At 46.8% G+C, this 26,094-nt stretch carries 20 protein-coding genes; 11 read left to right on the forward strand and 9 right to left on the reverse strand.

Features of this window, described 5'->3' with window-relative positions; genetic code table 11:
- Positions 1-22: 22 nt before the first annotated feature.
- The 3 genes from PHG53_07350 to PHG53_07360 are packed head-to-tail and all read left to right on the forward strand — an operon-like array spanning position 23 to position 3,395.
- Complete coding sequence (locus PHG53_07350; GenBank protein ID MDD5381433.1) at positions 23-1,033, forward strand: STELLO glycosyltransferase family protein; 1,011 nt, start codon at positions 23-25, stop codon at positions 1,031-1,033.
- Between the two features lie 29 nt (positions 1,034-1,062).
- Positions 1,063-2,598 (forward strand): DUF2723 domain-containing protein, encoded by a 1,536-nt coding sequence (locus PHG53_07355; GenBank protein ID MDD5381434.1) that lies wholly within the window; start codon positions 1,063-1,065, stop codon positions 2,596-2,598.
- A gap of 8 nt (positions 2,599-2,606) precedes the next feature.
- Positions 2,607-3,395, forward strand: coding sequence for a class I SAM-dependent methyltransferase (locus PHG53_07360; GenBank protein ID MDD5381435.1), 789 nt, complete (start codon positions 2,607-2,609; stop codon positions 3,393-3,395).
- An 11-nt stretch (positions 3,396-3,406) separates the two neighbouring features.
- Here the strand turns inward: PHG53_07360 and PHG53_07365 are convergent, their stop codons facing one another.
- Positions 3,407-4,561, reverse strand: a complete 1,155-nt coding sequence (locus PHG53_07365; protein MDD5381436.1) for an MraY family glycosyltransferase — start codon at positions 4,559-4,561, stop codon at positions 3,407-3,409.
- Positions 4,558-5,574, reverse strand: coding sequence for an ATP-grasp domain-containing protein (locus PHG53_07370; GenBank protein ID MDD5381437.1), 1,017 nt, complete (start codon positions 5,572-5,574; stop codon positions 4,558-4,560). The genes PHG53_07365 and PHG53_07370 overlap by 4 nt, the downstream gene beginning before the upstream one ends.
- 302 nt (positions 5,575-5,876) lie before the next feature.
- Between PHG53_07370 and PHG53_07375 the strand changes: the two genes are divergently transcribed.
- The 7 genes from PHG53_07375 to PHG53_07405 all read left to right on the forward strand — a co-directional run bounded on the left by PHG53_07375 (position 5,877) and on the right by PHG53_07405 (position 13,391).
- Positions 5,877-6,437, forward strand: coding sequence for a transcription termination/antitermination NusG family protein (locus PHG53_07375; protein MDD5381438.1), 561 nt, complete (start codon positions 5,877-5,879; stop codon positions 6,435-6,437).
- A gap of 140 nt (positions 6,438-6,577) precedes the next feature.
- Complete coding sequence (locus PHG53_07380) at positions 6,578-7,597, forward strand: GHMP kinase (protein MDD5381439.1); 1,020 nt, start codon at positions 6,578-6,580, stop codon at positions 7,595-7,597.
- Positions 7,594-8,460, forward strand: a complete 867-nt coding sequence (galU, locus tag PHG53_07385; protein ID MDD5381440.1) for a UTP--glucose-1-phosphate uridylyltransferase GalU — start codon at positions 7,594-7,596, stop codon at positions 8,458-8,460. The genes PHG53_07380 and galU overlap by 4 nt, the downstream gene beginning before the upstream one ends.
- 10 nt (positions 8,461-8,470) lie before the next feature.
- Positions 8,471-8,836, forward strand: coding sequence for a hypothetical protein (locus PHG53_07390; GenBank protein ID MDD5381441.1), 366 nt, complete (start codon positions 8,471-8,473; stop codon positions 8,834-8,836).
- 9 nt (positions 8,837-8,845) lie between these two features.
- Complete coding sequence (locus PHG53_07395) at positions 8,846-9,790, forward strand: GDP-mannose 4,6-dehydratase (protein MDD5381442.1); 945 nt, start codon at positions 8,846-8,848, stop codon at positions 9,788-9,790.
- An 8-nt stretch (positions 9,791-9,798) separates the two neighbouring features.
- Positions 9,799-11,610 (forward strand): hypothetical protein, encoded by a 1,812-nt coding sequence (locus PHG53_07400; protein ID MDD5381443.1) that lies wholly within the window; start codon positions 9,799-9,801, stop codon positions 11,608-11,610.
- Positions 11,611-11,708: 98 nt separating this feature from the next.
- Complete coding sequence (locus PHG53_07405; GenBank protein ID MDD5381444.1) at positions 11,709-13,391, forward strand: S8 family serine peptidase; 1,683 nt, start codon at positions 11,709-11,711, stop codon at positions 13,389-13,391.
- A 34-nt stretch (positions 13,392-13,425) separates the two neighbouring features.
- On the opposite strand, the gene feoB is transcribed toward PHG53_07405, so the two are convergent.
- From feoB to PHG53_07420, 3 genes are read right to left on the reverse strand one after another with little or no spacing between them, the layout of a single operon-like run.
- Positions 13,426-15,489 carry a ferrous iron transport protein B gene (feoB, locus tag PHG53_07410; protein ID MDD5381445.1) on the reverse strand — a complete coding sequence of 688 codons (2,064 nt, stop codon included), beginning with the start codon at positions 15,487-15,489 and terminating at the stop codon, positions 13,426-13,428.
- Positions 15,486-15,728 (reverse strand): FeoA family protein, encoded by a 243-nt coding sequence (locus PHG53_07415; protein MDD5381446.1) that lies wholly within the window; start codon positions 15,726-15,728, stop codon positions 15,486-15,488. The genes feoB and PHG53_07415 overlap by 4 nt, the downstream gene beginning before the upstream one ends.
- Positions 15,718-16,200: a metal-dependent transcriptional regulator gene (locus tag PHG53_07420; GenBank protein ID MDD5381447.1), complete on the reverse strand. Its 483-nt coding sequence runs from the start codon at positions 16,198-16,200 to the stop codon at positions 15,718-15,720. The genes PHG53_07415 and PHG53_07420 overlap by 11 nt, the downstream gene beginning before the upstream one ends.
- A gap of 426 nt (positions 16,201-16,626) precedes the next feature.
- Between PHG53_07420 and PHG53_07425 the strand changes: the two genes are divergently transcribed.
- Positions 16,627-18,465: an adenosylcobalamin-dependent ribonucleoside-diphosphate reductase gene (locus PHG53_07425; protein MDD5381448.1), complete on the forward strand. Its 1,839-nt coding sequence runs from the start codon at positions 16,627-16,629 to the stop codon at positions 18,463-18,465.
- A 237-nt stretch (positions 18,466-18,702) separates the two neighbouring features.
- On the opposite strand, the gene PHG53_07430 is transcribed toward PHG53_07425, so the two are convergent.
- From PHG53_07430 to rpsT, 4 genes are all read right to left on the reverse strand, one after another.
- The gene (locus tag PHG53_07430) at positions 18,703-22,338 is read right to left on the reverse strand and encodes an SEC-C metal-binding domain-containing protein (protein ID MDD5381449.1); all 3,636 of its coding nucleotides are present in this window, start codon (positions 22,336-22,338) and stop codon (positions 18,703-18,705) included.
- 21 nt (positions 22,339-22,359) lie between these two features.
- On the reverse strand, positions 22,360-23,079 hold the full coding sequence (locus PHG53_07435; GenBank protein ID MDD5381450.1) for a hypothetical protein: 720 nt from the start codon (positions 23,077-23,079) through the stop codon (positions 22,360-22,362).
- A 363-nt stretch (positions 23,080-23,442) separates the two neighbouring features.
- On the reverse strand, positions 23,443-25,689 hold the full coding sequence (rnr, locus tag PHG53_07440) for a ribonuclease R (protein MDD5381451.1): 2,247 nt from the start codon (positions 25,687-25,689) through the stop codon (positions 23,443-23,445).
- 116 nt (positions 25,690-25,805) lie between these two features.
- Positions 25,806-26,081, reverse strand: a complete 276-nt coding sequence (rpsT, locus tag PHG53_07445; protein ID MDD5381452.1) for a 30S ribosomal protein S20 — start codon at positions 26,079-26,081, stop codon at positions 25,806-25,808.
- Positions 26,082-26,094: the final 13 nt, after the last annotated feature.

The raw sequence follows: 26,094 nt of genomic DNA on the forward strand, positions 1-26,094 counted from the left end.
TGACACGAAAACGCTTGGTTTTATGAAAGACAAAATTTACATTGTTGTAACATCTATTGCCGGTTCAGAAAACGTGATTCTCCAGCAATTGGCTCAAGGCTGTAGTGAAAGAGAATATCAATTCATCGTTATAGGCGACCAGGCCAGTCCAGCCGAGTTTAATATTGACGGCTGTGACTTTTACGGTCTGGAAAGGCAAAAACAAACAAAGTTAAAGTTTGCTCAATTGTGTCCGACCAAACATTACGCGCGCAAAAACATCGGCTATCTTCTCGCTATTCGTGATGGTGCATCGATTATCATTGAAACTGATGATGATAACATACCTTTCCAGCAGTTTTGGCAACAACGGCAGCGGATTCAAAGCGTTCCGGTTCTCAAGGAAGGTGGTTGGGTGAACGTTTATCGTTATTTTACCGGTCAGAATATTTGGCCGCGAGGCTTTCCTCTGGAACAAATTCAGGAGCAGGTTCCTTCGTACCAGTCGCTTAACGCAGCGGAAATTGATTGTCCTGTCCAGCAGGGATTGGCTGATGAGAATCCTGATGTCGATGCGGTATATCGTCTCGTTTTGCCGCTTCCGCAAACCTTTACAAAAGAACGTCGAATTGCACTGGCTAATGGTTCATGGTGTCCTTTTAATAGCCAAAACACTGCGTGGTGGCCGGATGCGTTTGAACTGCTTTATTTGCCTTCGTATTGCTCTTTTCGAATGACGGATATCTGGCGTAGTTTCATCGCTCAGAGAATTGCCTGGCTTAATGACTGGGCGATTCTATTCCACGAGCCAACCATGAGGCAGGAACGCAATGTGCATAACTTGCTGCGTGATTTTAACGATGAAGTCCCCGGCTACCTGCACAATAGCGAAATCTGTGAAGCCTTGGAATCTTTGTCTTTGGAATCAGGCGTTGAAAAAATCGGCGACAATCTTAAAATTTGTTACGAAAAATTAGTTGGTATGTCCCTAATTGGTCGGGAAGAATTGCAGTTGCTTGATGCCTGGCTTGAGGATATTAAGCAGCTCCGCTAATCAGTGTATAATCGGGGCCGCAGGAACGTATGCAAACAACGAAGAACGAAAATAATTTTTTCATTCCAAGAAGTCTTGCCGTTAATTATTTTGTGGTTCTTTTGGCTGCGGCCGTGCTTTATATAGTGTCCTGTGCCCCAGGGCCGTTGTGGCAGGATAGCGGTATGTATCAGTATCGAATCTGGCATAACGATATCGAGGGCAAGCTCGGCTTGGCGCTTTCACACCCCCTCTATCATATTATTGGCATCGGCTTAAAATACATCCCGCTCGGTGAGTTCGCTTACAGGGTAAATTTGATTTCTGCCATTGCTGCAGCATTTGCCATTGCAAATCTTTTTTTGCTGTTGCGCCTTTGGCTCGGTAAAAACGCCCCTGCCCTGCTTGCGGCAATTACACTTGCTCTATCCTGGACAATTTGGCAATCAGCATCAATCGCCGAAGTCTATACCTTGTACTTGGCTTTGCTGCTCACAGAATTGATAATGCTGTTGCAGTATGTTAGAACCAAACGTGTCGGTTTCTTGTATTTGTTGGCGCTGTTCAATGGCCTGGCAATCGCCGATCATATGTGGGGCATCATCCCCCTTGCTTGCTATGTTGTGTTTGTAGCAGTTTTATTAGTCCAAAAGCAAATCAAACTAAGGAACATCGCAGTTTGTGTATGCTTGTGGGTTATAGGTGCGGCACCATACGAATATCTAATTATTAAAAATATCCTTCAGACCGGAGATTTTGCAACTGTGATAGCGTCGACTTTCTTTGGCAAGAAATGGAGTGGAGTTGTTCTTAACACGCATTTGTCAGCCAGACTTGCCGGAGAGAATCTGATATTTATGGCATATAATTTTCCCACGCCGAACGTTATATTTTTCTTTGCAGGTCTCTATAGCTTGAAGAAGGCATCACCGGGACGCAGTTTCAGAAATATCCTTTTGGCATTGTTAATTCTTTTTTTTGTATTTGCTTTTAGATATACAGTGTTGGATAGATACGTATTTTTTATGCCCTTTTATTGTTTAGTTTCCATCTTGATTGGTGTTGGTTTTAATGCCCTTGTTACCAAGCCGAATCGCAGAACCTTGTGTCGAATAGTTTTTATCTTCGCTCTGCTGCCAATCCCGGCTTACATCATTGCTCCTGTTATAGCGGAAAAAACGCAGCTTAAACTTACCACAAAAAGAGACATACCCTACCGGAATGAGTACGTATGGTTCCTGCGGCCGTGGCAAACAGGCTGCTACGGTCCGGAACGATTTGCTGATGAGGTTTTCAATACAATCGAATGTAATTCGATAATCTATGCTGACAGCACAACGGTATCCCCTCTGTTGTACTTACAGGAGGTTAAGAAAAGACGCAGTGACACCAAGATTATACCCCGTCTCGTCAACAGTGAAGATTCGCCTGAGTTTAATGAGCAAACTATAACGAAATTACTGGCCGATAAAACTGTTTATGTGGTCTCACCTGTGAAGGGATATTGCCCGGACTTTTTACTCAAGCGGTATAGCTTCATACCGGCGGGTATTATCTGGCGCGTAGTTGAAAAACAAGAAAAATAGAAATTGATATGCATACAAAAATAAGTCCGGATAATCCTTATGGATACGATCGGTGGGGTTTTGCTTGGGAACATGTCCCGGCAGGCCCGGCCGCACATCTGGACTTTGGTTGCGGTAAAGGGCATCTCCTAAACGGGCTCAATCGCAAAAAGGCAGGACGGTTGGTTGGTGTAGACGCGTCTGAAGAACAAGTGGAACAAGGCCGAAAACTTTTTCCTGACCTCGAGATTGTAAAAATACACAAGGATGCTCCCCTGCCGTTCGATGATGCTACCTTTGGCTCAGTAACTATCATGGACGTACTCGAGCACATCTATGAGCAAGCTAAGCTTCTTACAGAGCTAAATCGTGTGCTTATCGACGGAGGCAAACTCATAGTTACGGTCCCGGGGCAGCATTTGTTTTCGGTCTTTGATGTAGGAAATCTTAAATTTCGGTTTCCAAAATTGCATCGGTGGTATTATTGTCTCAGACACTCGCCAGTAGAATACGAACGTCGATATGTATCAAATCCAGAGGGTTTGATTGGGGATGTTTCAGCGATGAAACGCTGGCACGAACACTTCAGCCGGGATAAGCTCAGGAAGCTGCTGACAGAAGCTGGTTTCAGCGTTATTGATTTCGATGGTGCGGGTTTCTTCAGTCGAGTAATTGGTAATATAAATTATCTTCTTAAGCGGCTCAAGCTAGTACATAAAGCTCTTTCTAATCTTCGAAATCTTGATTGTAGATTATTTGAATCAACCAATCTGTTTTGTATAGCTGAGAAATGCCGCACCGGAAAGATAGTTAATTAATATAGAGTTTATCATGCTTCTTCCTTATGGATGGCTCCACGTAATCCTTCCATTTTCAAGTAACCCTTTTTCCACACTATCAGGCCAGAGACCGCAAAAACAAAAACATACACAACCGCAGCATATCTTGTTCTGATTTGGCTCATCGCTAACCCGATTACCGCGTAAATACCACTAAGCATATAACAAATTGTAACAGTCCTTTTTAAAGGTATTCCTCTGTCTATCATCTGGTCGTAAATATGACCGCGGTCAGAAACAAACAAAGGTTTGTGATTAAGCAGTCTCCTTACCAGTGCAACAGCGGTATCGAGAATGGGCAGGCCGAACACAACGATTGAAGCCATCCACCACCGCGGAATCTGCTCCGCAAATAAAAGCATTAGTGTAGCTGCCATAAAACCTAAAAGCATACTACCGGCATCGCCCATGAATATCTTGGCTGGATACCTGTTGAAAGGCAAAAATCCGCAGACGGCACCTACAAGCCCGAGACAAACTATAATCCGTACAGGGTCGCCGACTTCACTGTACCCCCATGTCGCCAGATGTATCGACAGAAGCAGCATGGCGACAGTAATAATCGCCATTACTCCCCCACAAAGTCCGTCGAGTCCGTCAAGCAAGTTTAATGAATTTGTCGCACCAAGCACGAAACAGATTACAATAAAAACACTTAAAATCATTTCGAGGTTGTAGGACATTGATAAATTTAATGGGTCCATAATGCGATATAAATTTGGTGTGATACCCACCAACAGCAGAATAACAGCCGCAGCAGCCTGGCCGAGGATTTTTTGCTTCGGCTTCATAACAAATATATCGTCGGCAAGCCCAATGATACATGCTATCGCCCCACCACCCAGTATTCCCAGAAGCCATTTTAGTATTGGTCTGAAAGATTCTTCGTCTCTCAAATAGCTGGTGCCTGCCAACACGCCCATCGTCAAGCCGATGAACATTCCGACTCCGCCGAGATATGCTATAGGTTCTTTGTGTGTCTTGACTAAATCATCGGGTCTGTCGACAATTCCGAATCTTATGGCTATCTTTTTGCACAGCCATGTGGCTCCCAGCGAACCGACAAAGGAGGCCGCCAATATAGGCCAAAAATGAAAAACCCATGTAACTGGCCGTTCCGGCCCGATTATTTTATCGAATATCACTTCCTAACCTTCTTTCTTAAGGGTTTTTCCAGCCAGATCTCGCTGTCATAGCGGAGCATAATCAAATTATCTTTAAAACCGTTGAAACTAATGATTGTTTTTTTCCCAAGGATTTCCTGCAGAATCCATTTTGGAAAGTTCGCCCCTGCTTTGATAGATAACGGTACACCGCCACCGAATCGCGGGTTTATCTCGACGAACTTTATTTCCCCGTTATTGGTTAGAAACAACTGCAAAGTTATGACACCGGGCCCTGCCCCAAGTACTTTAACTAATCTTGCTGCCTCGCTCATAATGCGGGAGTCCTTCACCGCTTGCCCCTTGCTCACCTCACCGGCTCTTGTCTCGATGCGTTTTCTCGGAACAACACAGCGGACTTCCATATCAAAGTCGACATATACATCGCACGTATATTCGGTACCCTCGATAAATTCCTGGCAAATGGTTTTTGGTATTCTTTTCGCAAAGACTGACAGCTCTTCGCGGTTACTCACGACAGCATTTCCCTTGCTGGCAGAACCGTCCCAGGGTTTAAGAAAACAAGGCCAGCTGAGTTTCTTTTTTGACAGCGCAGCGCGAGGGCTTATAGTAACAGGGGTATCAAAACCGTTCTTGAGCAGGAAACGAAAAGTTTTTCTCTTGTCTTGGCAGATATCGACTACATTCGGTTTCGAGACAAGCACACGACAACCCGCTGTGGCAAATTTCGATTTGTTCTGCGCCAGAAGTTTCAAGTCCAAGTCAACGGTTGGGATGAGTAATTTTACATGGTTAGTCCTGACGATATTCAGCAGTTGTTTGATATAACTGGCGTGTGTTGTCGGCCTGACTGTGAAGCCTTTATCGCACAATTGCAGGGCGGAGCTTAACTCCGTAGCGTCTGTGCCGAGCAGCGAAAGGTTTATCTTCAGTTGCCTTCCTGCCCTGCGAAAACTATTGAGCAGGGAAACCCTTCTGCCGATGCAGGTAAATAAAATACTTATCTTATCAGTAACTGCTCGCGATTTAGTCATAATCTCTGCCTAATGTGCATTTGTAATAATATAATTTAACTTCAATAATAAGCAACCCGCCTTTAGACGTCAATCTGTAAATAGTCAATGCTAAAGGGCAATTCTTTTGACTTTTTGCTTATATACATCTAAACTGATTGCCGCAATTTAATTAATCGACTGGAGTTAAGTGCCAGTTTAGTTATTATGGGTAAACGGAACGATTTTATCTAACCGCAATAAATGACCTGTAACCGTGGGCGGTATCATGATAGTTTAAAAATGGTCGGCGACGAATCGTCGGCACATTCAGGAGCGTAAAGTTGTTGAAGGTAGGCGAAAATCCGCCGATTGCTTGGCCTGAGGAAAAATCACTTCATGATTTTATCGGTTTGTGGTGGGTTGCTCATACTAAAAGCAGAAGTGAAAAAGCCTTGGCCAAGGACTTGATTCAAAAAGATATCAGCTATTTTCTTCCTATGAGTTGGAAAGTTCGCCGTCAAAGAGGCAGAACAATACGCTCGCTTTTGCCTCTATTTAGCGGATATCTGTTTTTTTGCGGTAAGGAGAGCCAGCGTATTGAAGTGTTGCGGACCAATCGTGTTGCAAATCTGCTCGCGGTTACTAACCAGCAAAAATTGCTTGACGAATTATCACAAATTGAACGAGCTCTTCGAACAGGTGTAGCTCTGACAACGCATAGATACATCAAAGCGGGCCAACACTGCCGAGTCATAGGTGGGGCATTAGCTGGTTTGCACGGTATCGTCGTCAAAACCAGAGACACTATGCGTTTGCTTTTGCAGGTGGATATGCTCGGCCAAGCAACAAGCGTCGAGATAGATACTGATATGATAGAGGTTATTGATGAGCAGACGCCGTGATTTTTTCAATACTTTGCTCTTGTAGCGGCAAAATTTGTATTGCTGGATGGTAGGAACTGGTAAAATGAAGATTTGTATGGTCAGACGGAATATTGGCGAATATCGCTGTATCGGCCGTTAGCTGTTGAGGAACTATAATTATGATTATTTGTTCCAAAGCGTATCCGCGAGTCGGGCTAATCGGAAACCCATCAGATGGATACTTTGGCAAAACTATATCATTTGCATTCGGCAATTTTTGCGCAGAGGTCGTTTTATACGAAACACCTGAGCTGGAGATTCTGCCCAGCGAAAAGGACCATTCACGATTTAATAGCATTACTGATATAGTCAAAGATGTGAATCTGCACGGATACTATGGGGGTATCAGGTTATTGAAGGCAACGATAAAAAAGTTCCACGATTACTGCAGGGAACACCAGATAGAGCTGCACAAAAAGAATTTCACTATCCGCTACGCTTCAAACATACCGCACAGTGTGGGGCTGGCAGGTTCCAGCGCAATCATTACAGGCTGCCTGCGGGCTCTTTCGGCTTTTTACGGCGTTAGCATCCCGAAATATATACAGGCTAATTTAATCCTTTCAGCAGAGGTCGACGAGCTTCACATTTCCGCGGGGTTGCAGGACCGTGTGATACAGGTCTACGAAGGTCTGGTTTATATGGACTTTTCGAAAGAAATTATGGATAGGCAGGGATACGGCGTTTATGAACCGCTTGACCCCGAACTGCTTCCAAAACTTTATGTGGCTTATCGTGAGGACCTAAGCGAGCCGACCGAAATCTTTCACAATAATATTCGGGAGCGTTTCCGCAGGGGCGAACAAGAGGTAGTCGACGCGATGCAGTATTGGGCCGAATTGGCTGTCAAACTCAGAAGTTGTCTTCTGAATCGACAAACGGAGAAAATAAGCGATTTGCTGAACGCAAATTTCGACCAGAGGCGCAAAATCTATCGCATAAGCGATGAGAATATTCAGATGGTCGAAACAGCACGTTCGGTAGGAGCCAGCGCAAAGTTCACAGGCTCCGGCGGAGCAATTGTGGGGACATACGAAAACGACCAGATGTTCGACCAGCTCAGGGAAAAGCTTCGTAAGTTGAAGATTAAGGTAATTAAACCGAAGATTGTCAACGGCACAAGAAAGGCAGAAACATGATTAAAAAGGCAGTTATTCCCGCAGCAGGTTTTGGGACTCGTTTTCTGCCTGCAACCAAATCTCAACCCAAAGAGATGCTGCCGATTGTCGATACGCCGGTCATCCAATACGTGGTTGAGGAAGCGGTTAAATCCGGCATTACCGATATACTGATGATTATCGGCTCGGGCAAACGCTCCATAGAGGAGCACTTTGACCGAAGCTTTCAATTGGAGGTCCAGTTGCTTGAGCAGGGCAAAAAGGCCGAGTTGGAGAAGATCCGGCGGATTTCGGAACTGGCTGATATCCATTTTGTCTGGCAAAAAGAATTAAAAGGCCTTGGTGATGCGGTTTACTGTGCCCGCCATCACGTCAAAGATGAGCCCTTCGTAGTTTTGCTCGGTGACACACTGATAGATTCCGGCCAACCGGCGGCCAGCCAGCTGCAGGAGGTATTTGAAAAATATCAAACGCCCGTGGTATTGCTTGAAAAAGTGGGCCGCGACAGAGTCAGCCGTTACGGGATAGTGGATGCAGAGCAGGTTAATGCACGCGTTTGTAAGGTAAAAGACATTATTGAAAAGCCGAGTCCGGAACAGGCGCCTTCGGACCTGGCGATTGCAGGCCGTTATGTCCTAACGCCCGATATTTTTGACTATCTCAGCCGAACCGGGCCTGGTCATGGCGGCGAGATTCAGCTTACTGATGCCCTGCGGATGATGCTGAAAGACCGCCCGATGCATGGTCTCTACCTCGATGGAAAACGCTGCGATATCGGCAGCAAGGAGGGGTTCATTAAAACAAATATTGAGTTTGCTCTCAAACGGGATGATGTAGCTGAAAACCTGAAGGAGTATATTAAAAAGTTGGCAGCGAACATTTAGGGGCAGCACTATGGATACCATTGTTACAATTATAGGTGTAGTTTTTGTTTTTATGACAATCGTGTATTTTTTAAAGCCAGACGTTACGAAAAGCTTAATGGAATTCTTCAAACAAGGCAGGCGAATATATTTTGTAGCGTTGATACGGCTCGCGTTGGCAATTGTCTTTTTAGTCGCTGCGAGACAATGCCGTTACTTCTGGGTAATATTTGCCTTTGGAGTCCTTTTCATAATATCAGGACTGTTGATATTCATACTCGGGCTTGAAAAGGTCAAATCTTATATTAGCTGGTGGCAAAAACAGCCGGCTATGTTTCTTCGGGTTATCGCTCTAATCGGCCTGGCCATCGGGGCGCTCATTATTTATTCAGCGTAAGTAGACTATATGAAAACACTTGTAACAGGAGCAGCCGGCTTCATCGGCTCACACCTTAGTGAGCGACTTCTTGACAATGGCTTGATGGTAGTCGGTATTGACAGTTTCGACGACTTTTACGACCCTCGAATCAAACGGCAAAATATCAAAGGTTGCCTTAAGAATAAAAATTTCCAGCTTGTTGAGGCCGACATTCGCGATAGCTCTGCTATGGATAAAGTCGTCGGGGACGGCATTGAAATAATCGTCCACCTCGCCGCCAGGGCTGGCGTAAGACCTTCCATTGAGAAGCCGTTGCTTTACGCCGATGTCAATATAAATGGAACTATGGTCTTGCTCGAAGCTGCAAAAAAATATAAGGTCAACAAGTTCGTCTTCGCCTCAAGCTCAAGCGTTTATGGCAACAATAAAAAAGTCCCCTTCTCCGAAGACGACAACGTTGATTTCCCAATCTCGCCCTACGCCGCCACAAAAAAGGCCTGTGAGCTTATCTGCCATACGTATCATCACCTTTACGGAATTTCCATAACGTCCCTGCGGTTTTTCACCGTCTATGGCCCTCGGCAAAGACCCGACTTGGCCATCCATAAATTTGCTAAGCTCATCGAACAAGGTAAACCCATACCGGTTTATGGCGATGGCTCTATGATGCGGGATTTCACATACATTGATGATATAATCGACGGCGTCGCCGCGGCAATGGATAAATGTGCTGGCTTCCATCTTTATAACCTCGGCGAATCACGCCCCATATCGGTCAGCAATTTAATCGCAGAAATCGAAAAAGCCCTCGGCAAAAAAGCTGTCAAAAAATATCTGCCCCCCCAGCCCGGCGACGTCGAACGCACGTTTGCTGATGTCACCAAAGCTGTTAACGAGCTTGGCTATAAACCGGATACAATGATTCAGACCGGCCTCGCAAAATTCGTCGAATGGCTAAGACAAAATGAATAACCCCCAATATGGAAATACAAGCAGACCAAAAAGATTCTGGCTTTCGCAGTTTCATCAGCAGGATTCTAACTCACCGCTTCTTTCCGCTTTACGCCGCCCTCTTGGCTGTCATACTCACACTCCTTTCTTTGAACGCAGGATTGCTTGTCGACGATTACCACCATAAGCTCTTAATGACCGGCTCCGACAGTCCAATCAGAATTCTCAATTCACCAATCGATATGTTTAACTTCTTTGACGGCGACCCGGAGCATATCTCCGAAGCAATGGACTATGGTTTCCTGCCGTGGTGGACTTACGAGAGAATCAAAGGAGCATTCTGGAGACCTCTGGCTTCAATCACACACTGGCTCGATTACATCATTTGGCCGAATAGTCCCCCGCTTATGCATCTGCATAGTATCTTTTGGTATGGTGCCTTTGTAATGGCGGTGGCAGTTCTCTATCGCAGATTTAAAGTTGTCCCTCTGGTTGCAGGTTTGGCGGCCCTCTTGTATGCCATTGACGACGCCCACGGCACGCCAGTCGGCTTCCTTGCAAATCGCAATGCCCTTATGGCAACTTTATTTGGCGTCCTCACAATCATCGCCCACGACAAATGGCGGCGCAACAATTGGCTCGCCGGGATGGTTTTGAGCCCTTTACTTTTGACAGCAAGTCTATTATCAGCAGAAGCGGGAATATCAACTTGCGCATATCTGGCTGCGTATATGTTCTTTATCGATAGAAGCTCCTGGCGTCAGCGAATTGTATCCATGGTTCCTTACGCTGCTGTAGTTATAGTTTGGAGGCTTTTGTGGACGCATCTGGGGTATGGTATGGAAAACTTTGGCGTTTACGTTGACCCGCTTAGTGAACCTTTGCGCTTTATAACCGCTGTGAAAGACCGCGCCCCGTTTCTATTGCTGGGTCAGTTGGCCCTGCCGCCGTCAGATATAACTATGATGCTGCCTCCCTGGTACTCGATTCCATTATGGCGAGGGGCTCTAATCTTTCTTGTGTTATTAGCTTTTGTTTTTACTCCCCTCCTCCGACGGGACAGGACTGCACGTTTTTGGATGTTCGGTATGTTGCTTTCTATACTGCCTATCTGCGCAACTTTTCCTTCCGACCGTCTTCTGACATTTGTTGGTATCGGTGCAATGGGCCTTGTTGCACAATTGCTTTTCGTTGTCTTTGGCAAAACCCAGTACCGCCCCAAACTGATTCTCTGGCGTATCCCTGCAACAGTCCTTGCTGTAATACTTATATTCGCCCATCTAATCATTGCCCCACTCGCTCTGCCAGTTAAAGCTGCTTACCCGATGATGCCGAAAAAAATTACTGAAAAGCTTATGCTCAACTGCCCTCTGGATAACTCTATCGAAAATCAGGACCTTGTAGTAGTCAACCCGCCTCTTGCATTTCTTGCTATGTCCTCTTCCCTCGTTTGGGAAAGTGAAAACTATCCGATGCCACGCCATTTGAGAGTTCTCACATCGAGTCTGTTCCGCCCCGTAAAAATACACTGCTCAGACTCCAACACCATCGTTGTCCAGCCCGAATATGGATACTATGCCTGGGTCCTGGATGCTCTCTTCCGGGATAAAAAGCATCCCTTCTCCGTCGGCGACCGCATCAAGCTGACCGGTATGACTGTTGAGATACTGGAACTCACCGGCGACAACCGCCCCGCCAAAGCGGCTTTCACATTTTCTGTCCCCCTTGAAGACCCTTCACTGCGATGGCTACAGTATAAAGACGGTTCCTTCGTGCCATTTACCCCGCCCGCCATTGGCGAAAATATGGTTCTAAAGTCCGAGAAACTCCCGTGGAATTGATGGAAAGTAAAGTGCTGTGCCGGTAATGACAGATTTACTTTGAAAAACATCTGAAATTTTGCTATAATAGTGTTTTCAATCTGTTTAATGAGGGTGATGTGTCAAAATACAGATGCATTTTGACAATAGGGGCTGTTTGTGTAGTTGTTTTCTGCCACGAATTAGCTATACAAAAAGCCTATGCATTGGAAGAATCTACTGCGCAAGATGGTTCAAATGCCCAGGCTGTTCACGCCCTTGGCGAAACCGGCGAAGATGTCAATGTCGGCTTGATTTCTGCGGAGAACACCCGCATAACACATGAAGCATTCAAAGACACCAACGGTGTATCGCACGCATTCTATTATGATGCTACCGATGAAGACCTTTACGAACCGGATTCTCACGACACATGGGTGGCCGGCGTAGTCGCAAGTAGAGGAGGTGTTTCCCATCCGGATGATATAGGCGTAGCGCCGGGTGTTGACCTACATAGCGCAAAGGTTACCAGAAAGAAAAGCTCCACTGACCCCAACCGGGTCATCTCATTCGGTTGGATGGCCGATGCTCTTGACAGTCTTGTAAATGACCGTGATTGCCGGGTAATTGTAACCGGTATCGCATTCGGTCCAGACCTGTCCCCCAATGGTCAAAGCCAATGGACGCTGCTCTACGATTACTATGCCTATACTCATAATGTAATCTTCGCCAACCCCTCCGGTAAAGATTACACCAGCCCGACCGTATTCGGCGACAGTTACAACGGCATAACAACAGGAGGGCTTGTGGTCACCGACCCAGATATCTACTTAAAAGTCGGGACAAACAGTAACAGCGGCCCGACTCTGGACGGCAGACAAAAGCCCGACCTCGCTGCTCCCTCACAAAATCAAACAATGCCGCACGGCACCTCTGATACCGGTTGGCACGAATGGATTTTCCCCGATGGCGCTACTAGCCTCTCCACACCTCACACCGCGGGAGTAGCTGCGCTTCTGCTGGGACTGGCTGACGATACTGCAAACCCCGATGACAACCAGAACGAGGTCATAAAAGCTGTGATAGTCAACTCAACTTTTCCCAACATACTCGACAAACTCGGTAACCCAACCATTCCTGCCGGCCCTAATAACCCCTGGAATAAAGATAGAGGCTACGGCAGAATCGATGCGTTAAGGGCGTATCAATTACTCGATTCAAACGAAGTCTCTACCGGTGCCGGCATCACGGAGAAAAAAGGATGGGCTTTTAATACCATTGGCCATGGTCAACAGCACGTTTATACAATTTATGCCCCAAAGCGGCACCGCCTCGTAACCACACTGACATGGAGCCGCAGAGTGGAATGGATTGACAATCGGCGCACAGGCATTATTGGTAAAATCGACGAGGGTGAGCTTCATCCATATTTAGCTGACCTTGATTTGAGAATTTACGAACCGAATAATACAAACGCAATCTTCAGCAAGCAGACTGATGGTTTCGACCCCAACGATAACCTTATAAAATGCGATATTCTGCTTACCCATTCCGGCTGGTACACTCTCAAAGTTATGAATAATTCAACTGACGAAACCGCTTATTATGGTTTTGCTTTTGAACTGCCGCCGCCGCTGCCGGCTGATTTCGACCTCGACTATATTGTTGACTATAACGATATTCTCAAAATTGCTGAAAACTGGCTGCAGGAAGCCCCCGGCTCCGATGCGGACTTATTTCAGGATGACTTCATTGATTTCATGGATTTCGCCCTCTTGGCCGAAAACTGGCTCACATCCGACCCGGCTTACCATCAGGATTAATTTGGATTGGTTGGGGGCTGAATATGAACGTATCCTAACCTGCAAAAAGAGAGCCGAGCTGATAGACAATAAAGGTTACGATATACGCCAGAGCTGTCAGGCCGAAGAATTGAAACAGCGCCCAGCCCCATGAGTTTGTTTCCTGTTTGGTCATAGCGACCGTCGCCGCACAAGGCGCGTAAATCATACAAAACAGCATAATGCAGAAACCCGTCAAAGGACTGTAAGCTGCCTGTAATTTCTCCCTAAGGGTATGCGAGCCTTCCTCGTTATTGCCGACCGCGTAAACTATCCCCAACTGCGAGACAAATACCTCTTTGGCGGCGGTCGCGCCAATCAGGGCAGTCCCTATTTTCCAGTCGAAGCCGAGCGGCTTTATTACCGGCTCAATTGCAAGCCCTATCCGTCCAATCACCGAGTATTCAAGCTTTTTCTGCTGGGTCTGCTCGGGATTCAAACCTGCCAGTGAACCTTCGCTCGGCTTCGGGTAACTGCCCGCCAGCCAGAGGACAATCGATATGGCAAGGATTATCGTGCCTGCTTTTTGCAGATACATCCATCCCCTGTGCCACATATGAAGGCAGACGGATTTGAGCGTAGGCATCCGGTAAGGCGGCAACTCCATAACGAAAGGTGTAGTTTCACCGCTAAAGATAGTGACCCGCAGGACCTTAATGCAGATGACCGCCAGAACAATTCCTATTAGGTAAATAAGCCACAGCATCGGCCCGCGCCACTTCTCCACGAAGAAAGCGGGTATTATAAGCGCGTAAATCGTCAATTTAGCGCCGCAGCTCATCAGGGGGACAACCATTATCGTCGTCAGCCGATTGCGCCTGTTTTCGAGTATTCTCGCCCCCATTATGGCGGGCACCGAGCAACCGAAGCCGATGAGCATCGGAATGAAGCTTTTGCCGTGCAGACCGATTTTGTGCATTATGCGGTCCATAACGAACGCCGCACGCGCCATATAGCCGGTGTCTTCGAGTATAGAAATCGACATAAACAGCAGCAGTATGTTCGGCAGGAACACAATCACGCCCCCGACGCCGCCTATTACGCCGTCAACAAGGAGCGATTTAAGCCAGCTTTCGGAACCGGCAGGCCAAAAGTTCGCTATCGTATGACCAGCCCAGCCGAAAAAATGCTCCAGCCAACTCATCGGATACTCGCTTATCCTGAACGTCAGCATAAATACCAAATACATCAGCAGCAGAAATATCGGCAGACCCAGAACACGATGTATCAGGATGGCATCGGCCATATCGCTTTTGTCATGCCGCAATTCGACGGTGCTTTTGATGGTCTCCTGGCAGGCGCCGGATATAAAGCCGTATCTTCTGTCCGCAAGGATTATTTCCGGCTCATCGCCGAAAATATTTTTAAGATGCTCGATACTCTCTGCCGCATATTTAAGAACCTCTTCGCTTCCGATTTTTTCTCTTATGTTGCCGTCCTGCTCTAATAGTTTTATTGCCAGCCATCGCTGCCCAAATTTCTTCGCCAATTGCTGTTCTTTGTCGGCGATAAGTGTTTCAATTTTTATAAGCTCCGTTCCAATTTCATCCCCGTAGTTAATCCTGTGAATCCTTTCCACTTTCCCTTGTCGGGCTGTTTCAATAACGGCATCGAGCAGATTCGCTCTGCCTTTTACCCTGTTGCCAACGGTGGATACTATTCTCGCTTGCAGAAGCTCCGATAAATACCCTGTATCGAATTGCAGGCCTTTCCGCTCGGCGATGTCGCTCATATTAAAAGCCAAAACCAGGGGCACGTTCATTTCCATCAATTGTGTCGCCAAATACAAATTGCGCTCGATAACCGACGAATCAATAACGTCAAGCACAACCTCCGGCTGTTCCTCGATTATGAAATTACGTGCAATAAGCTCTTCCTCCGAGTAAGCCGACAGACTGTACGTCCCTGGCAAATCCACGACTGTTATTTCGTAATCCTTGTATTGGCACAGTCCTTCTTTTTTTTCTACCGTTACTCCGGGATAATTTCCTACGTGTTGACGGGCGCCGGTCAGCATATTGAATATGCTGGTTTTGCCGCTGTTGGGATTGCCTGCTATCGCTACTGTTATTTTCTTCATAATTCCTGCGACACCATAATCTTCCGCGCCACCCCCCTGCCTAACATCACTTTGCAGCCCTTAACGCTTATCACAAAAGGCCCGGGATGCCCGCCCCCTATTACCGTTATCTCCACGTTCGGCACAAGTCCCATGGAAGCCAATCGGCTGTTTAATCCTCTTCCGGCGTCTATATAAGCCAGCTTGACCTTCTCGCCGCTCTTGACACTGGACAGTGGTTTAACCTGCTTATCCGTCATATGCAGTTTTCCTGTTTTTTCTCTTCCTGCTGTTTTTATAAAATCTTTCGAATTTATCAGTAAATTCGTGTCCCTTTTTGCCGTTTTTGGAAACGAACTCTATAAAAGACAGCAGTCTCGCGATGACTTCCGGCCCGAGGGTGTGTTCCGCCCTGCATGCCGCCTTTTGTGCGGCGTTTTTCTCGACGCCCAATATATCGATAAAAAAGGAGCTGAGAATATTATGCTTTCGGACGATTTCCGCCGCGCTTCTTTTGCCTGATTCCGTAAGTGTAACGTAATTGTACGGCTTATAGTTGGCCAGTCCCTTCCCTTTAAGGATACGCAGTGCGCTGGTAACGGACGCTTTTGATACGCCCAGCGCCCTTGCTATCTCTTTGCTGCGGGCCACGTTAGATTCTCCTGCAAGATTAAAAATCGCTTCGAGATAATCCTCTAAAGAAGCGCTTAAACCGTTGTTTTTTGTTTCCATAATAACCCTTTTATCTTAATTAGTAAGCTAAACCTAATATAGTTAGCTTTAGCTAACTTGTCAATGGGTTTTTTGAGAATTTTCTGCAAAAAACCTCTGTTCCTACCGGTTGTCCTGTATTACAATATTAGCTTGTGTGCGGGTATGTGTATTTGAAAATCGTATAGTAAGTTATATATTAATAATCTTGAAATGTCTGTTCGCCCTAAAACAAACTCGTTTCTTGGTTCACTCATCGGCTTGTTTTTGTCGGTATTCGGTAGGCGGCCGTCCAGGCCTGCTGCGGATGATTTCAGGCGAATGGAATTTAAAACCAGCACACAGCATCTGGGAGTCCGGTTTACAGAAAAGATTCGTAATGTTTTCAGATTTAAGTGGCTGCGAAAATTTTAGCTCTACACTGCTCTCTAAGAGTCGGAGTCTTTTATGACAGAGCTTAATATCATACCTCCGCCGGGCAAGGCACCTATTCTTAGCGAAAACGCTTTGACCGTATTGCAAAGCCGGTACCTAATCAAAGACGAGCATGGTAAATGCGTAGAGACGCCGGCTCAGCTCTTCAGCCGCGTAGCAATGCTGGTAGCCAACGCCGAAGCTCAATATGGCGCATCACCCGACGAAGTCAAACAGTGGCACCAAACATATTATGACCTGATGACACAGCTTCAGTTCCTGCCCAACTCCCCTACCCTTATGAATGCGGGCCGGCAGGGAATGCTCAGCGCCTGTTTCGTGCTGCCCATCGAAGACAGCATAGAAGGAATATTCGAAACGATTAAGCAGACCGCCCTGATTCAAAAAGCGGGCGGCGGCACAGGGTTCTCACTCGATAAATTAAGACCCGCGGGCGACCGCATCGAATCCAGCGGCGGCACAACCTCCGGGCCGATAAGCTTTTGGCGGGTTTTTTCTGAAGCCACCAACGCGATTCAGCAGGGCGCTTTTCGCCGGGGCGCTAATATGGGTATGATGAGCATTGGACATCCAGACATTCTGAAATTCCTGCATGCCAAGCAGAACTTAACGGCCTTTACCAACTTCAATATCTCCGTCAAAATCACCGATGACTGGATGGGGACGCTTGCCAAATCGCCTAATGCTGCCCACATCGTGGAAAACCCTCGCACAAAACAGCGGTATTTACTGCCTCGTCGAATTGATATCGCAAACTACACAATAAACGATTTGTATAAATTGACCGGCAAACCGCCGAAACGCAAAGACAAGTTCTTCACCGTCAGTGACATTTGGAAAATGATAGTCAAATGTGCCCACAAAACCGGCGAGCCGGGTGTGGCTTTTATCGACCGAATCAACCGTGACAATCCGACTCCGTCGCTTGGCCGGATAGAAGCGACCAATCCCTGTGGCGAACAGCCGCTGCTGCCTTACGAGGCCTGTACCCTCGGCAGTATCAACCTTGCGAAATTTGTTGTTTCGGACGGGCCTAAACTTGAAATGAATTGGCCGGGGCTGGCAGAAACCGTTAAATTGTCCGTGCGTTTTCTCGACAACGTCATCGACGCCTGCAATTATCCTGTAAGAAACACGGCGCACATTGCTCAGTCTAACCGCAAAATAGGTCTCGGTGTTATGGGGTTTGCCGATTGCATGTTTTTGCTCGGCATACCTTACGATTCGCAGCAGGGTATCGAGTTCGGCGAAACTATCGCGAAATTTATCAACGAAAATGCCCGCCGGGCCAGCGGCACTCTCGCCGATTTGCGAGGGCCGTTTCCAAACTGGAATCATAGTCTATGGCGCACAGAGAAGAGCAAAAAAATCCGCAACGCTTCCATTACATGCGTGGCCCCTACCGGCACCATAAGTATCATCGCGGATTGTACCTGTGGGATTGAGCCGGCCTATTCGCTGGTCTTTCTCCGCCAGATATTGAGCGAAGCAAGATTGCTGCAGGTAAACCCGATTTTTCAGCAAATAGCCGAAAAAAACGGTTTTTACACCAAAAAACTCGAAAAACAGATTGCCAAAACCGGCAGCATTCAGAAAACCCCTCAAATCCCGCCCAAAATACGCAAAGTCTTCAAATGCGCCTATGATATTGAGCCGCAATGGCACATTCGGATGCAGGCTGCTTTTCAGCGGCACTGCGATGCAGCGGTCAGCAAAACCGTAAATTTCAGTGAAAATGCCCCCATTGCGGCAGTCGATAAGGCATATAAATTGGCCTATCATCTTGGCTGTAAAGGAATTACGATTTATCGCCGCCGCAGCAGGGCAAGCGAGCCGATGAGTCTTTATTAGCCTTATCAGCCATCTGTCCGATAAGCAATTCTACTTCAGGGAAAAAATGCAGAACCTTCATACACTGACGGCGTAAGACTTTATAGAAACAGGTAAAAAACGCAGCTTTTTTAAGTAAAGTAGCTATTGGATTGTTGACGATAAAAAAACAGAAAAGGAATTTTTCTCCCCTCCGGAAAACATCGGGTATAAAGACGTAGCCCGATGTTTTCTTTTTTCATATCCCGATGCCCCTCTCTATGCGTTTTTGCCGCAGCATTTCTTATATTTTTTGCCGCTTCCGCACGGGCATGGGTCGTTTCTGCCGACCTTAGGCTGCTCTAATTTTATTTGTTTTACTTTCTGCTCACCCTGCGGCGCTTGGGCGGCGGCACGCTGCTGCTCGGCCATAGCGAACTGCCCTACCTCATCGTGGGTTGTTTCCCTTACATTCCAGACACTTCTGGCTTTTATGGTTCTTGCTCCAGCTTTTAAATTGGTAATGATGATACCTGAGACAATGATGATACCTGAAACACGGTCCTCAATGGTTTCGAGCATCTCGTTAAACATCCGGAAACCTTCGCGTTTGTATTCGACCTTCGGGTCTTTTTCAGCGAAAGAACGCATCCATACGCTGTCTTTCAGGTGGTCCATCGAATAAAGATGGTCCTTCCATGTGCTGTCGTAGACGTCTAGTAGGAAATTTTTTTCAAAGTCGCTGAAATCAGCCGGATACTCTATTTCCCTTTGTTTGTATTTGGCAGTAGCCATTTCGATAAGAAGTTGACTGACTCGTGAAGTACTGATGCCCTTTAGCTGCTCGGCGTCTAATTTTATATCGAATTTGGCTTGTGCCCGCTCGGCAAATGTGCGAATGGCAAAATCTTCCTTCAAAAATTCAACCAGTTGTGAGCAGTCCTTCTTGTCAATCTGCTCGGCGGCGGCGCTAATCAGTTGCTCTTCAATTTCCTCCGGCTCCTGTTGTTTCACTTTGGCAGGGCTTAAGTCGACTTTAAACTCGCTCATCGCCCACTTGCACAAACCTTCGACGTCCCAGCTTTGCTTGTCTGAGTAATCTTCCAAATACTCTCCAATAGAAAGCGATATGTTGTTTTTGACATCATCTTGTGCTTGAACCTTTATTAGCATTTCGACATCTTTTCTTTGTTCCTCTATTACATATTTTCTCACTTCCTCCAATCTTGAAGCAATATACGATCGTTTGAAATCCGTACCGAAGTTATTTTTAAACCACTCGATAATACATCCAACTTTGTCTCCCTTAAAGTCCTCAGATAAAAATTTCATTAGTTCTGACTCTGCACCTTGCTTTTTGAGAATTCGCTTGGTGGTGTTTGATGCATCATCTTTTGTCTGTTGCTCTATTAATCTTTCGATTGCTTTAACCTGTTTCTCTCTTACTTCGATCCCGATTTCCTCCAGCCTATAGACAATATCTTTGTATTTCAAATCGGCATCAAAATTTTTTCTTGCCCACTCAATGATACACTTGGCTGAATAGTCTTCCTTCAAAATGGTGTTGCAATTCTTTTCGATAGAATGTTCTATCATTTCCTTGATAATATTTTTCAGTTCCTTGCCCGTTAGAATTTTGCGCCTGCGGGAATAGAAAATCTTTCGCTGGTAATCCATCACCTCGTCGTATTCGAGCAGGCTCTTGCGCGTCTCGAAGTTCCGCTCCTCCACTTTCTTTTGTGCTCGTTCAATTCCCTTGCTTATCCGCTTGTTCTGTATCGGCTGTCCTTCTTCCCATCCAATCCACGAAAGTGCCTTCACCGTCCATTCTGGAGAAAAAATTCGCATCAGGTCATCATCGAAGCTGAGGAAAAACTGGCTCGAACCCGCATCTCCCTGCCTGCCGCATCGGCCTCGGAGCTGGTTATCAATTCTCCTCGCCTCGTGCCGTTCTGTCCCGAGAACGTGCAGGCCGCCGATTTCAGCCACGCCGGGGCCGAGTTTTATGTCGGTTCCTCGACCTGCCATATTTGTTGCAATGGTTATATTACCCTGCATCCGGCCGTCCCTGCTCGCGTGCTGCTGGCCGGCTTTGGCTACAATTTCAGCCTCCCTTGCGTGATTTTTGGCGTTCAGAATCTCATGCGGGTATTCTTTACCGAACCGTCCCTTAAGGGCATTGGATAGTGCTTCGTTCTTTTCTATGCTCACCGTCCCAACAAGCACCGGTCGGCTGGCTATGCTGATGTTGTTTATCTCCTCAACTATCGCGTTAAGTTTCTCCCTCCTCGTTTTATAGATTATGTCTTCCATATCTTTTCTTATGCAGGGTTCATTCGTCGGTATCGCAACAACTTCGAGCTTGTAAATCTTATTAAATTCTTCAGCTTCGGTGGCAGCAGTGCCGGTCATTCCCGCTATCTGGCCGTAAAGCTTGAAAAAATTCTGCAGTGTGATAGTAGCAAGTGTTTGAGTCTCTTCTTTCACCTGGACACCTTCTTTTGCTTCTACTGCCTGGTGCAGTCCGTCAGACCATTGCCTGCCGTGCATCAGCCGCCCCGTAAATTCATCGACGATTATGACCTTGCCGTCCATTACAACGTAATCTTTCTCTCTCTCGAAAGTCACATGTGCCCGCAGACTCTGTTCCAATAGATGCGGCCAATCCATATTTGAGCCTGTGAAAAACGACCCTACTCCCGCTGCAGCCTGTGCGGCCCCTACCCCTTCGTGGGTCAGGTGGACCGCTTTTCTGTCGTATTCAACCTCGTAATACTGCGTAGCACCGCTTAGTCGCCCTTGTGCGTCTTCAAACTCTCTCTCTGCTTTCTCAATTGCACTCTGGGCCTTTTCGACTCGTTCATTATCCTTGTCTTTTTTTGCTTCGGCCAGCTCGCCTTCGGCATTGGCCTGCGTTCGCTCGGCAGAATCGATTTGTTTCTTTATACGGTCGTAACTGCTTTGCAGAGAAATTAGTTTTCTTGCCACCTCGTCTGCTTTTCCATATCTGGTTACATCATCGAAGGCAGGCCCGGATATAATCAGAGGCGTCCTCGCCTCGTCGATTAGAATCGAATCAACCTCATCGATTATGGCGTATTCAAGCTCCCCCTGCACCATTTGTTCGAGCGACAGCTTCATATTGTCGCGAAGATAATCGAAACCGAATTCGTTGTTTGTCCCATAAGTTATATCGCAACCATATTGGGTCTTTCGCTCATTACCGGCCGTATTCATATCCGCCTGAATCGCCCCTACAGATAGTCCCAGTGCTTTATAAATCGGCCCCATCCACTCTGAGTCTCGCTTGGCTAAGTAATCATTGACCGTAACGACATGGACGTGTCGCCCCGTCAAATGAACAAGGTATGCCGCTAAGGTTGCCACAAGTGTTTTACCTTCCCCCGTAACCATTTCTGCAATCTTGCCGTCATAGAGGACATTGCCGCCGATGAGCTGCACGTCAAAATGACGAAATCGAAAAGGCTGTTTTGATTCAGGATAAAGATTGCGAATCTCAGCGTAAAATTCTATTGGCACGTTCAAGTCATGCAGGTTTGTACCCTCTTGAACCTGTTTTTTTAAATCTTGAAATATTCTTTTGCTTGCATCACTTAGTTTGGATGTGTCAAATTTATAATCATCTACAAGGACATTAAGCAGTCCTAAATGTCTGTCGGATACCTCACGAACCAAAGCGAACGCTTCAGCCAGAATATCTTCCGGCTTTGTGCCGGAGAGCAGAGATGCTTTTAACTCAGCCGTCTTGGCCCGCAGCGCCTCATCATCAAGGCGATTGATCTCGTCTTCATAGGTTCCTGCCTCTCGCGCTACCACTAAATATGTCTTCACTAAGCGATCGCTTCGTGAGCCGAAGATACTTACTAAAATTTTTCCTATTTTTTCAAATGCCATTTTACTAGCTCTAATTCATCGCTATATCTTGCCTCTTGGAAGTATAGCTATAGCACTGGGTATCAGACCCTGTCGCAATATTGACGGTGTCAAACCTAGTTTAACGCCTGTCATAGCATAAACATAACCAAAATCAGCAACTGTTAGGTATCCTATTCTCTCGCTGGGTTTCTTCATCGTATAGTCACACACGCCGTTGAGGACCACTTTCCCTAAACCCAGGATGATGCTAGCGACATCAGTTGCGATCTCGTCCTCTGAATCCAAGATTGTGCTTGTTCCTTTCCACTTTTGCTTACCCTGTTTAATTAGATAAAGGTGCGTACATTCATGCGCAATGATAGCTGCAACCCCTTTCAAAGAGATATGGAGATCGTGCAAGATGTAAAAGAATAGAGATGAATCTCCCTGTGGATGTTCCTGCGAAGACTCGGTAGACAGTTCGACCTTGCCTGGAACAGAAAGGCCTGATTTGCGGGAGTAGATGAAGATGTGGTTATAAGGAATAGTGTCGCTGGGAACACCTATCCAATTCATACAGATATATACCCAGTCACGAGTGCCGCCCTTGAGTGCGCTTGGTTCTAAGTGGTAGGCGTTGACAGATCGTGCAACTTTGCAAACCGGCAACATGCGGTCAATGACCGAATCCAAGTAGGCGGGGTCGTGCATATCGTACTCTCCTGCCTGTCGGGCTACCGGGACTGGAACGGCTTTATTGAATATAAATTCGTCGTGCATGTCATATACCCCTGTCTGGCTACTACAGAATATTCCTTTACTAATCGCTCGTTGCGGGAGCCGAAAATCTTTATGAGGATTTTACTTGTTTTATCCAGCATCGAAATAAATATTACAGAATCTAAGTAGGATGTCAAGAAAACCGGCGTTACGTACTTTACATTGAATTCTTCGTGGACTTTCTTTTTAGGCCCTCAAACTTCTTTCTTATCGCTCGGACAATCCTGTTTTCTAACAAAAAACCCAGCCCCACCATCTGAAGCCCTATCAGTGCAAGCCACGAACCGGGAGTAAGAGGAGTAACCAGGGCCGCAAGACCGATGATAATCAGTATGACTCCGATAGTTTTCTTTAGAATATTTTTTAGTGTCGGCTTCGTCTGCGTTTCTCCCTGCGTCTTGCTTTTTTGGGGGTTTTTGTTCCCCTGTCTTTCCCTTTCGCTGCGTCTCGGCCTCTGCGCCGAAACGAGCTTTCTGAGGCAGGTGTTACCAATGGCTTGACAGGAACCAATTTTAGCTGCCTGGCTGGAACGTTAACTGAAACTATGCGCACTTTTATCGCCTTGCCCAAACGAATGTTTTCGCCGGAGCGCATTCCCGTAACGCATTGGGCCTTTTGGTTATATTTCCAGACATCACCCCCTAAATCTTCCATCATAATAAGGCCGTCTATTCCGAACTTTTGTGACTGCACGAATACGCCGAAATTCGTCAGCCCCGTTACTACGCAGTCAAGTTCCTCACCGGTGCGTTTGCTTAGCATCTGTAATATCAGGACGGCTTTCAGTTCGTTCTCTGCATCGTCTGCCCGCTGTTCTGTAAAGGTGAGGTGCTTTCCAATCTCGGTCAAATCCGGTTCCGCAGTGTCCCCCTTGGCCGCATCGAGACGATTTTGCAGATAATACTCCAAAAGGCGATGCACAAGTAAATCCGCGTATCGCCGTATCGGGCTGGTAAAATGGCAATAGTGGGTTGAAGCTAATGCATAATGCCCTATATTCAGCGGTGAGTATTGGGCCTTTTCGAAACTTCGCAATACTGCTATGTTCACCGCAAAGGAGCAATCTGCTTCCTTGACCGCAGCTAATAACTTCTGTATGGCGGCTCGGTCCGGCACCTGCGGCACACTGACTCCGAACGCCCGGACGAGCTGCGACAGACTTTTCATTCCCAGAGCGTCAGGGTCCGGATGAATCCGCCGCATAAATGGAACATTTATTCTGTCCAGCAGTGACGCGACCGCCTCGTTGGCCTCGACCATAAACATCTCGATTATCGTATGCGGATAGCTTGTATCGGCTGGGCGAGCGTCAACGACACGCCCAGATTTATCCATCACCAATTCTATCTCCGGCAAATCTAAATGTATCATCCCGTTTCTCTCTCGCCGTCTCTCAATTACCCGGCCGAGCATCTCCATATCTTTCAGCAGCTTAATAACTTCCGGCTTAATCTCTTTGGTATGGCCTTTCAGAGCTTTGTCAGCATCCTCGTAGGTCAAACGCTGCATCGAATTAATAACGCTGTTCGCAAAACGTCTTCCCAGAATATTACCTTCACGGTCATAAGTTATATATGCACTTTTACAAAAGCGTCTTTGCCCAGGCTGCAGACTGCAAATGCCGTTGCTTAAAATCTCCGGCAGCATCGGAATGGTCCTGCCCGGCAGATATGCGCTGTTGCCGCGATTTTTTGCCTCCACGTCCAGCGGCGAATCCGCCGTCACAAAGAAACTCACATCCGCAATGTGAATACCGAGTTCCAAGTTGCCTTCTGTGTTTTTCTCTATGCTTATCGCATCGTCAAAATCCTTCGCGTCCGGCGGGTCAATCGTAATAACCACTTTCCCCGTTATGTCTTCCCGACTGCCGGTTGCCTCTGGCTTGAATTCAGCGGCGGCCTTGCGGGCTTGCTCAATACAGTCGGCTTCAAACTCGCCTGGCAAATGATATTGGTGGATTACTGACCTTATCTCGCTTTCATATTGCCCTGCCCTGCCTAAAACTTCGATAATCACCCCGCGGGCCAGATATTTCTCGCTCGGCCATGTTAGTATTTCGACGACAACTTTGTCCTTCTCCCTCGCATTTTTCGCAGTAACGTCGTCAACCCCGATTGGTTCGGTAAATCCTTTTCCGTCCGGCTCAAGCATCCATCCCTCAGGCCGTTTCACTAAGGTTCCAACGATCTTGTTTTGCGCTCGTTCGAGAATCTCGACAACATTGCCGCTGTATCGCATCTGTCCGGCTCGCTCGCCTTTTTGGACGACCTTGGCGGCAACGATATCGCCGGTCATTGCTTCTGCCGTTGCGTTCGGCGGTATAAACAAATCGCCCTGCAAATTATGTTCCAGTGGTATTACGAAACCAAATCCTCTCGGGTTTGCCCTGAATGTTCCTATGATTCGGCCGGATAACGGCGGCAGACTGACCAAATTGCCGGTCCCTATCATTACGTGCCCTGCTCGGCGCAATTCTTCAAAAGCTAATTTAAAATGCGGATAATCTTCCGGGCTTACCCCCAGTGCCTTTGCCAGCGGAGCTAACTTCAGCGGCGTATAGTCCCGGTGCTTCAAAAATTTAATTATTTGTCTCTTGAAAATCTCAGACATTTGGCCTGCTTGTAAAAAGTAAAAAATCGCCCGGTCAATTTCAATATCGACAGGGCGATATATTCATCTGAAGTCAAACTAAAAACTCTGCAGCGTATTGTGCTGGCAATCGGCTGTTATCCAACTTTCGCCTTAAGAGCATTAAGCCGTTTGGCAAGACGCGACTTCTTTCTCGCAGCGGTCCTCTTATGTATTGTGCTGGTAGCAGCAGTCTTGTCCAGTTTCTTGGCAATAAGCTTGTATTGTTCACTCGCGGCCTTTGCGTCACCGCCGGCTAATGCCGCCTCGAAACGTTTAATTTGCGTCTTTACTTGGGCCTTACGCGAGCGATTAATCGTCTTTCTTTTTGCGTTTTGCCTAATTCTTTTTTTTGCTGATAACGAATGTGCCACTGTAATCTCCTGA

Source organism: Phycisphaerae bacterium (assembly GCA_028714855.1).
GTDB lineage: Bacteria > Planctomycetota > Phycisphaerae > Sedimentisphaerales > Anaerobacaceae > CAIYOL01.

Bases quoted from the DNA above. Each gene is read 5' to 3' on its own strand.
- PHG53_07370 (MDD5381437.1), bottom strand. From the start codon at position 5,574: ATGACTAAATCGCGAGCAGTTACTGATAAGATAAGTATTTTATTTACC.
- PHG53_07425 (MDD5381448.1), top strand. From the start codon at position 16,627: ATGACAGAGCTTAATATCATACCTCCGCCGGGCAAGGCACCTATTCTT.
- PHG53_07400 (MDD5381443.1), top strand. From the start codon at position 9,799: ATGGAAATACAAGCAGACCAAAAAGATTCTGGCTTTCGCAGTTTCATC.
- galU (MDD5381440.1), top strand. From the start codon at position 7,594: ATGATTAAAAAGGCAGTTATTCCCGCAGCAGGTTTTGGGACTCGTTTT.
- PHG53_07360 (MDD5381435.1), top strand. From the start codon at position 2,607: ATGCATACAAAAATAAGTCCGGATAATCCTTATGGATACGATCGGTGG.
- PHG53_07350 (MDD5381433.1), top strand. From the start codon at position 23: ATGAAAGACAAAATTTACATTGTTGTAACATCTATTGCCGGTTCAGAA.
- PHG53_07415 (MDD5381446.1), bottom strand. From the start codon at position 15,728: ATGACGGATAAGCAGGTTAAACCACTGTCCAGTGTCAAGAGCGGCGAG.
- feoB (MDD5381445.1), bottom strand. From the start codon at position 15,489: ATGAAGAAAATAACAGTAGCGATAGCAGGCAATCCCAACAGCGGCAAA.
- PHG53_07395 (MDD5381442.1), top strand. From the start codon at position 8,846: ATGAAAACACTTGTAACAGGAGCAGCCGGCTTCATCGGCTCACACCTT.
- rnr (MDD5381451.1), bottom strand. From the start codon at position 25,689: ATGTCTGAGATTTTCAAGAGACAAATAATTAAATTTTTGAAGCACCGG.
- PHG53_07390 (MDD5381441.1), top strand. From the start codon at position 8,471: ATGGATACCATTGTTACAATTATAGGTGTAGTTTTTGTTTTTATGACA.
- PHG53_07355 (MDD5381434.1), top strand. From the start codon at position 1,063: ATGCAAACAACGAAGAACGAAAATAATTTTTTCATTCCAAGAAGTCTT.
- PHG53_07430 (MDD5381449.1), bottom strand. From the start codon at position 22,338: ATGGCATTTGAAAAAATAGGAAAAATTTTAGTAAGTATCTTCGGCTCA.
- PHG53_07380 (MDD5381439.1), top strand. From the start codon at position 6,578: ATGATTATTTGTTCCAAAGCGTATCCGCGAGTCGGGCTAATCGGAAAC.
- PHG53_07435 (MDD5381450.1), bottom strand. From the start codon at position 23,079: ATGCACGACGAATTTATATTCAATAAAGCCGTTCCAGTCCCGGTAGCC.
- PHG53_07420 (MDD5381447.1), bottom strand. From the start codon at position 16,200: ATGGAAACAAAAAACAACGGTTTAAGCGCTTCTTTAGAGGATTATCTC.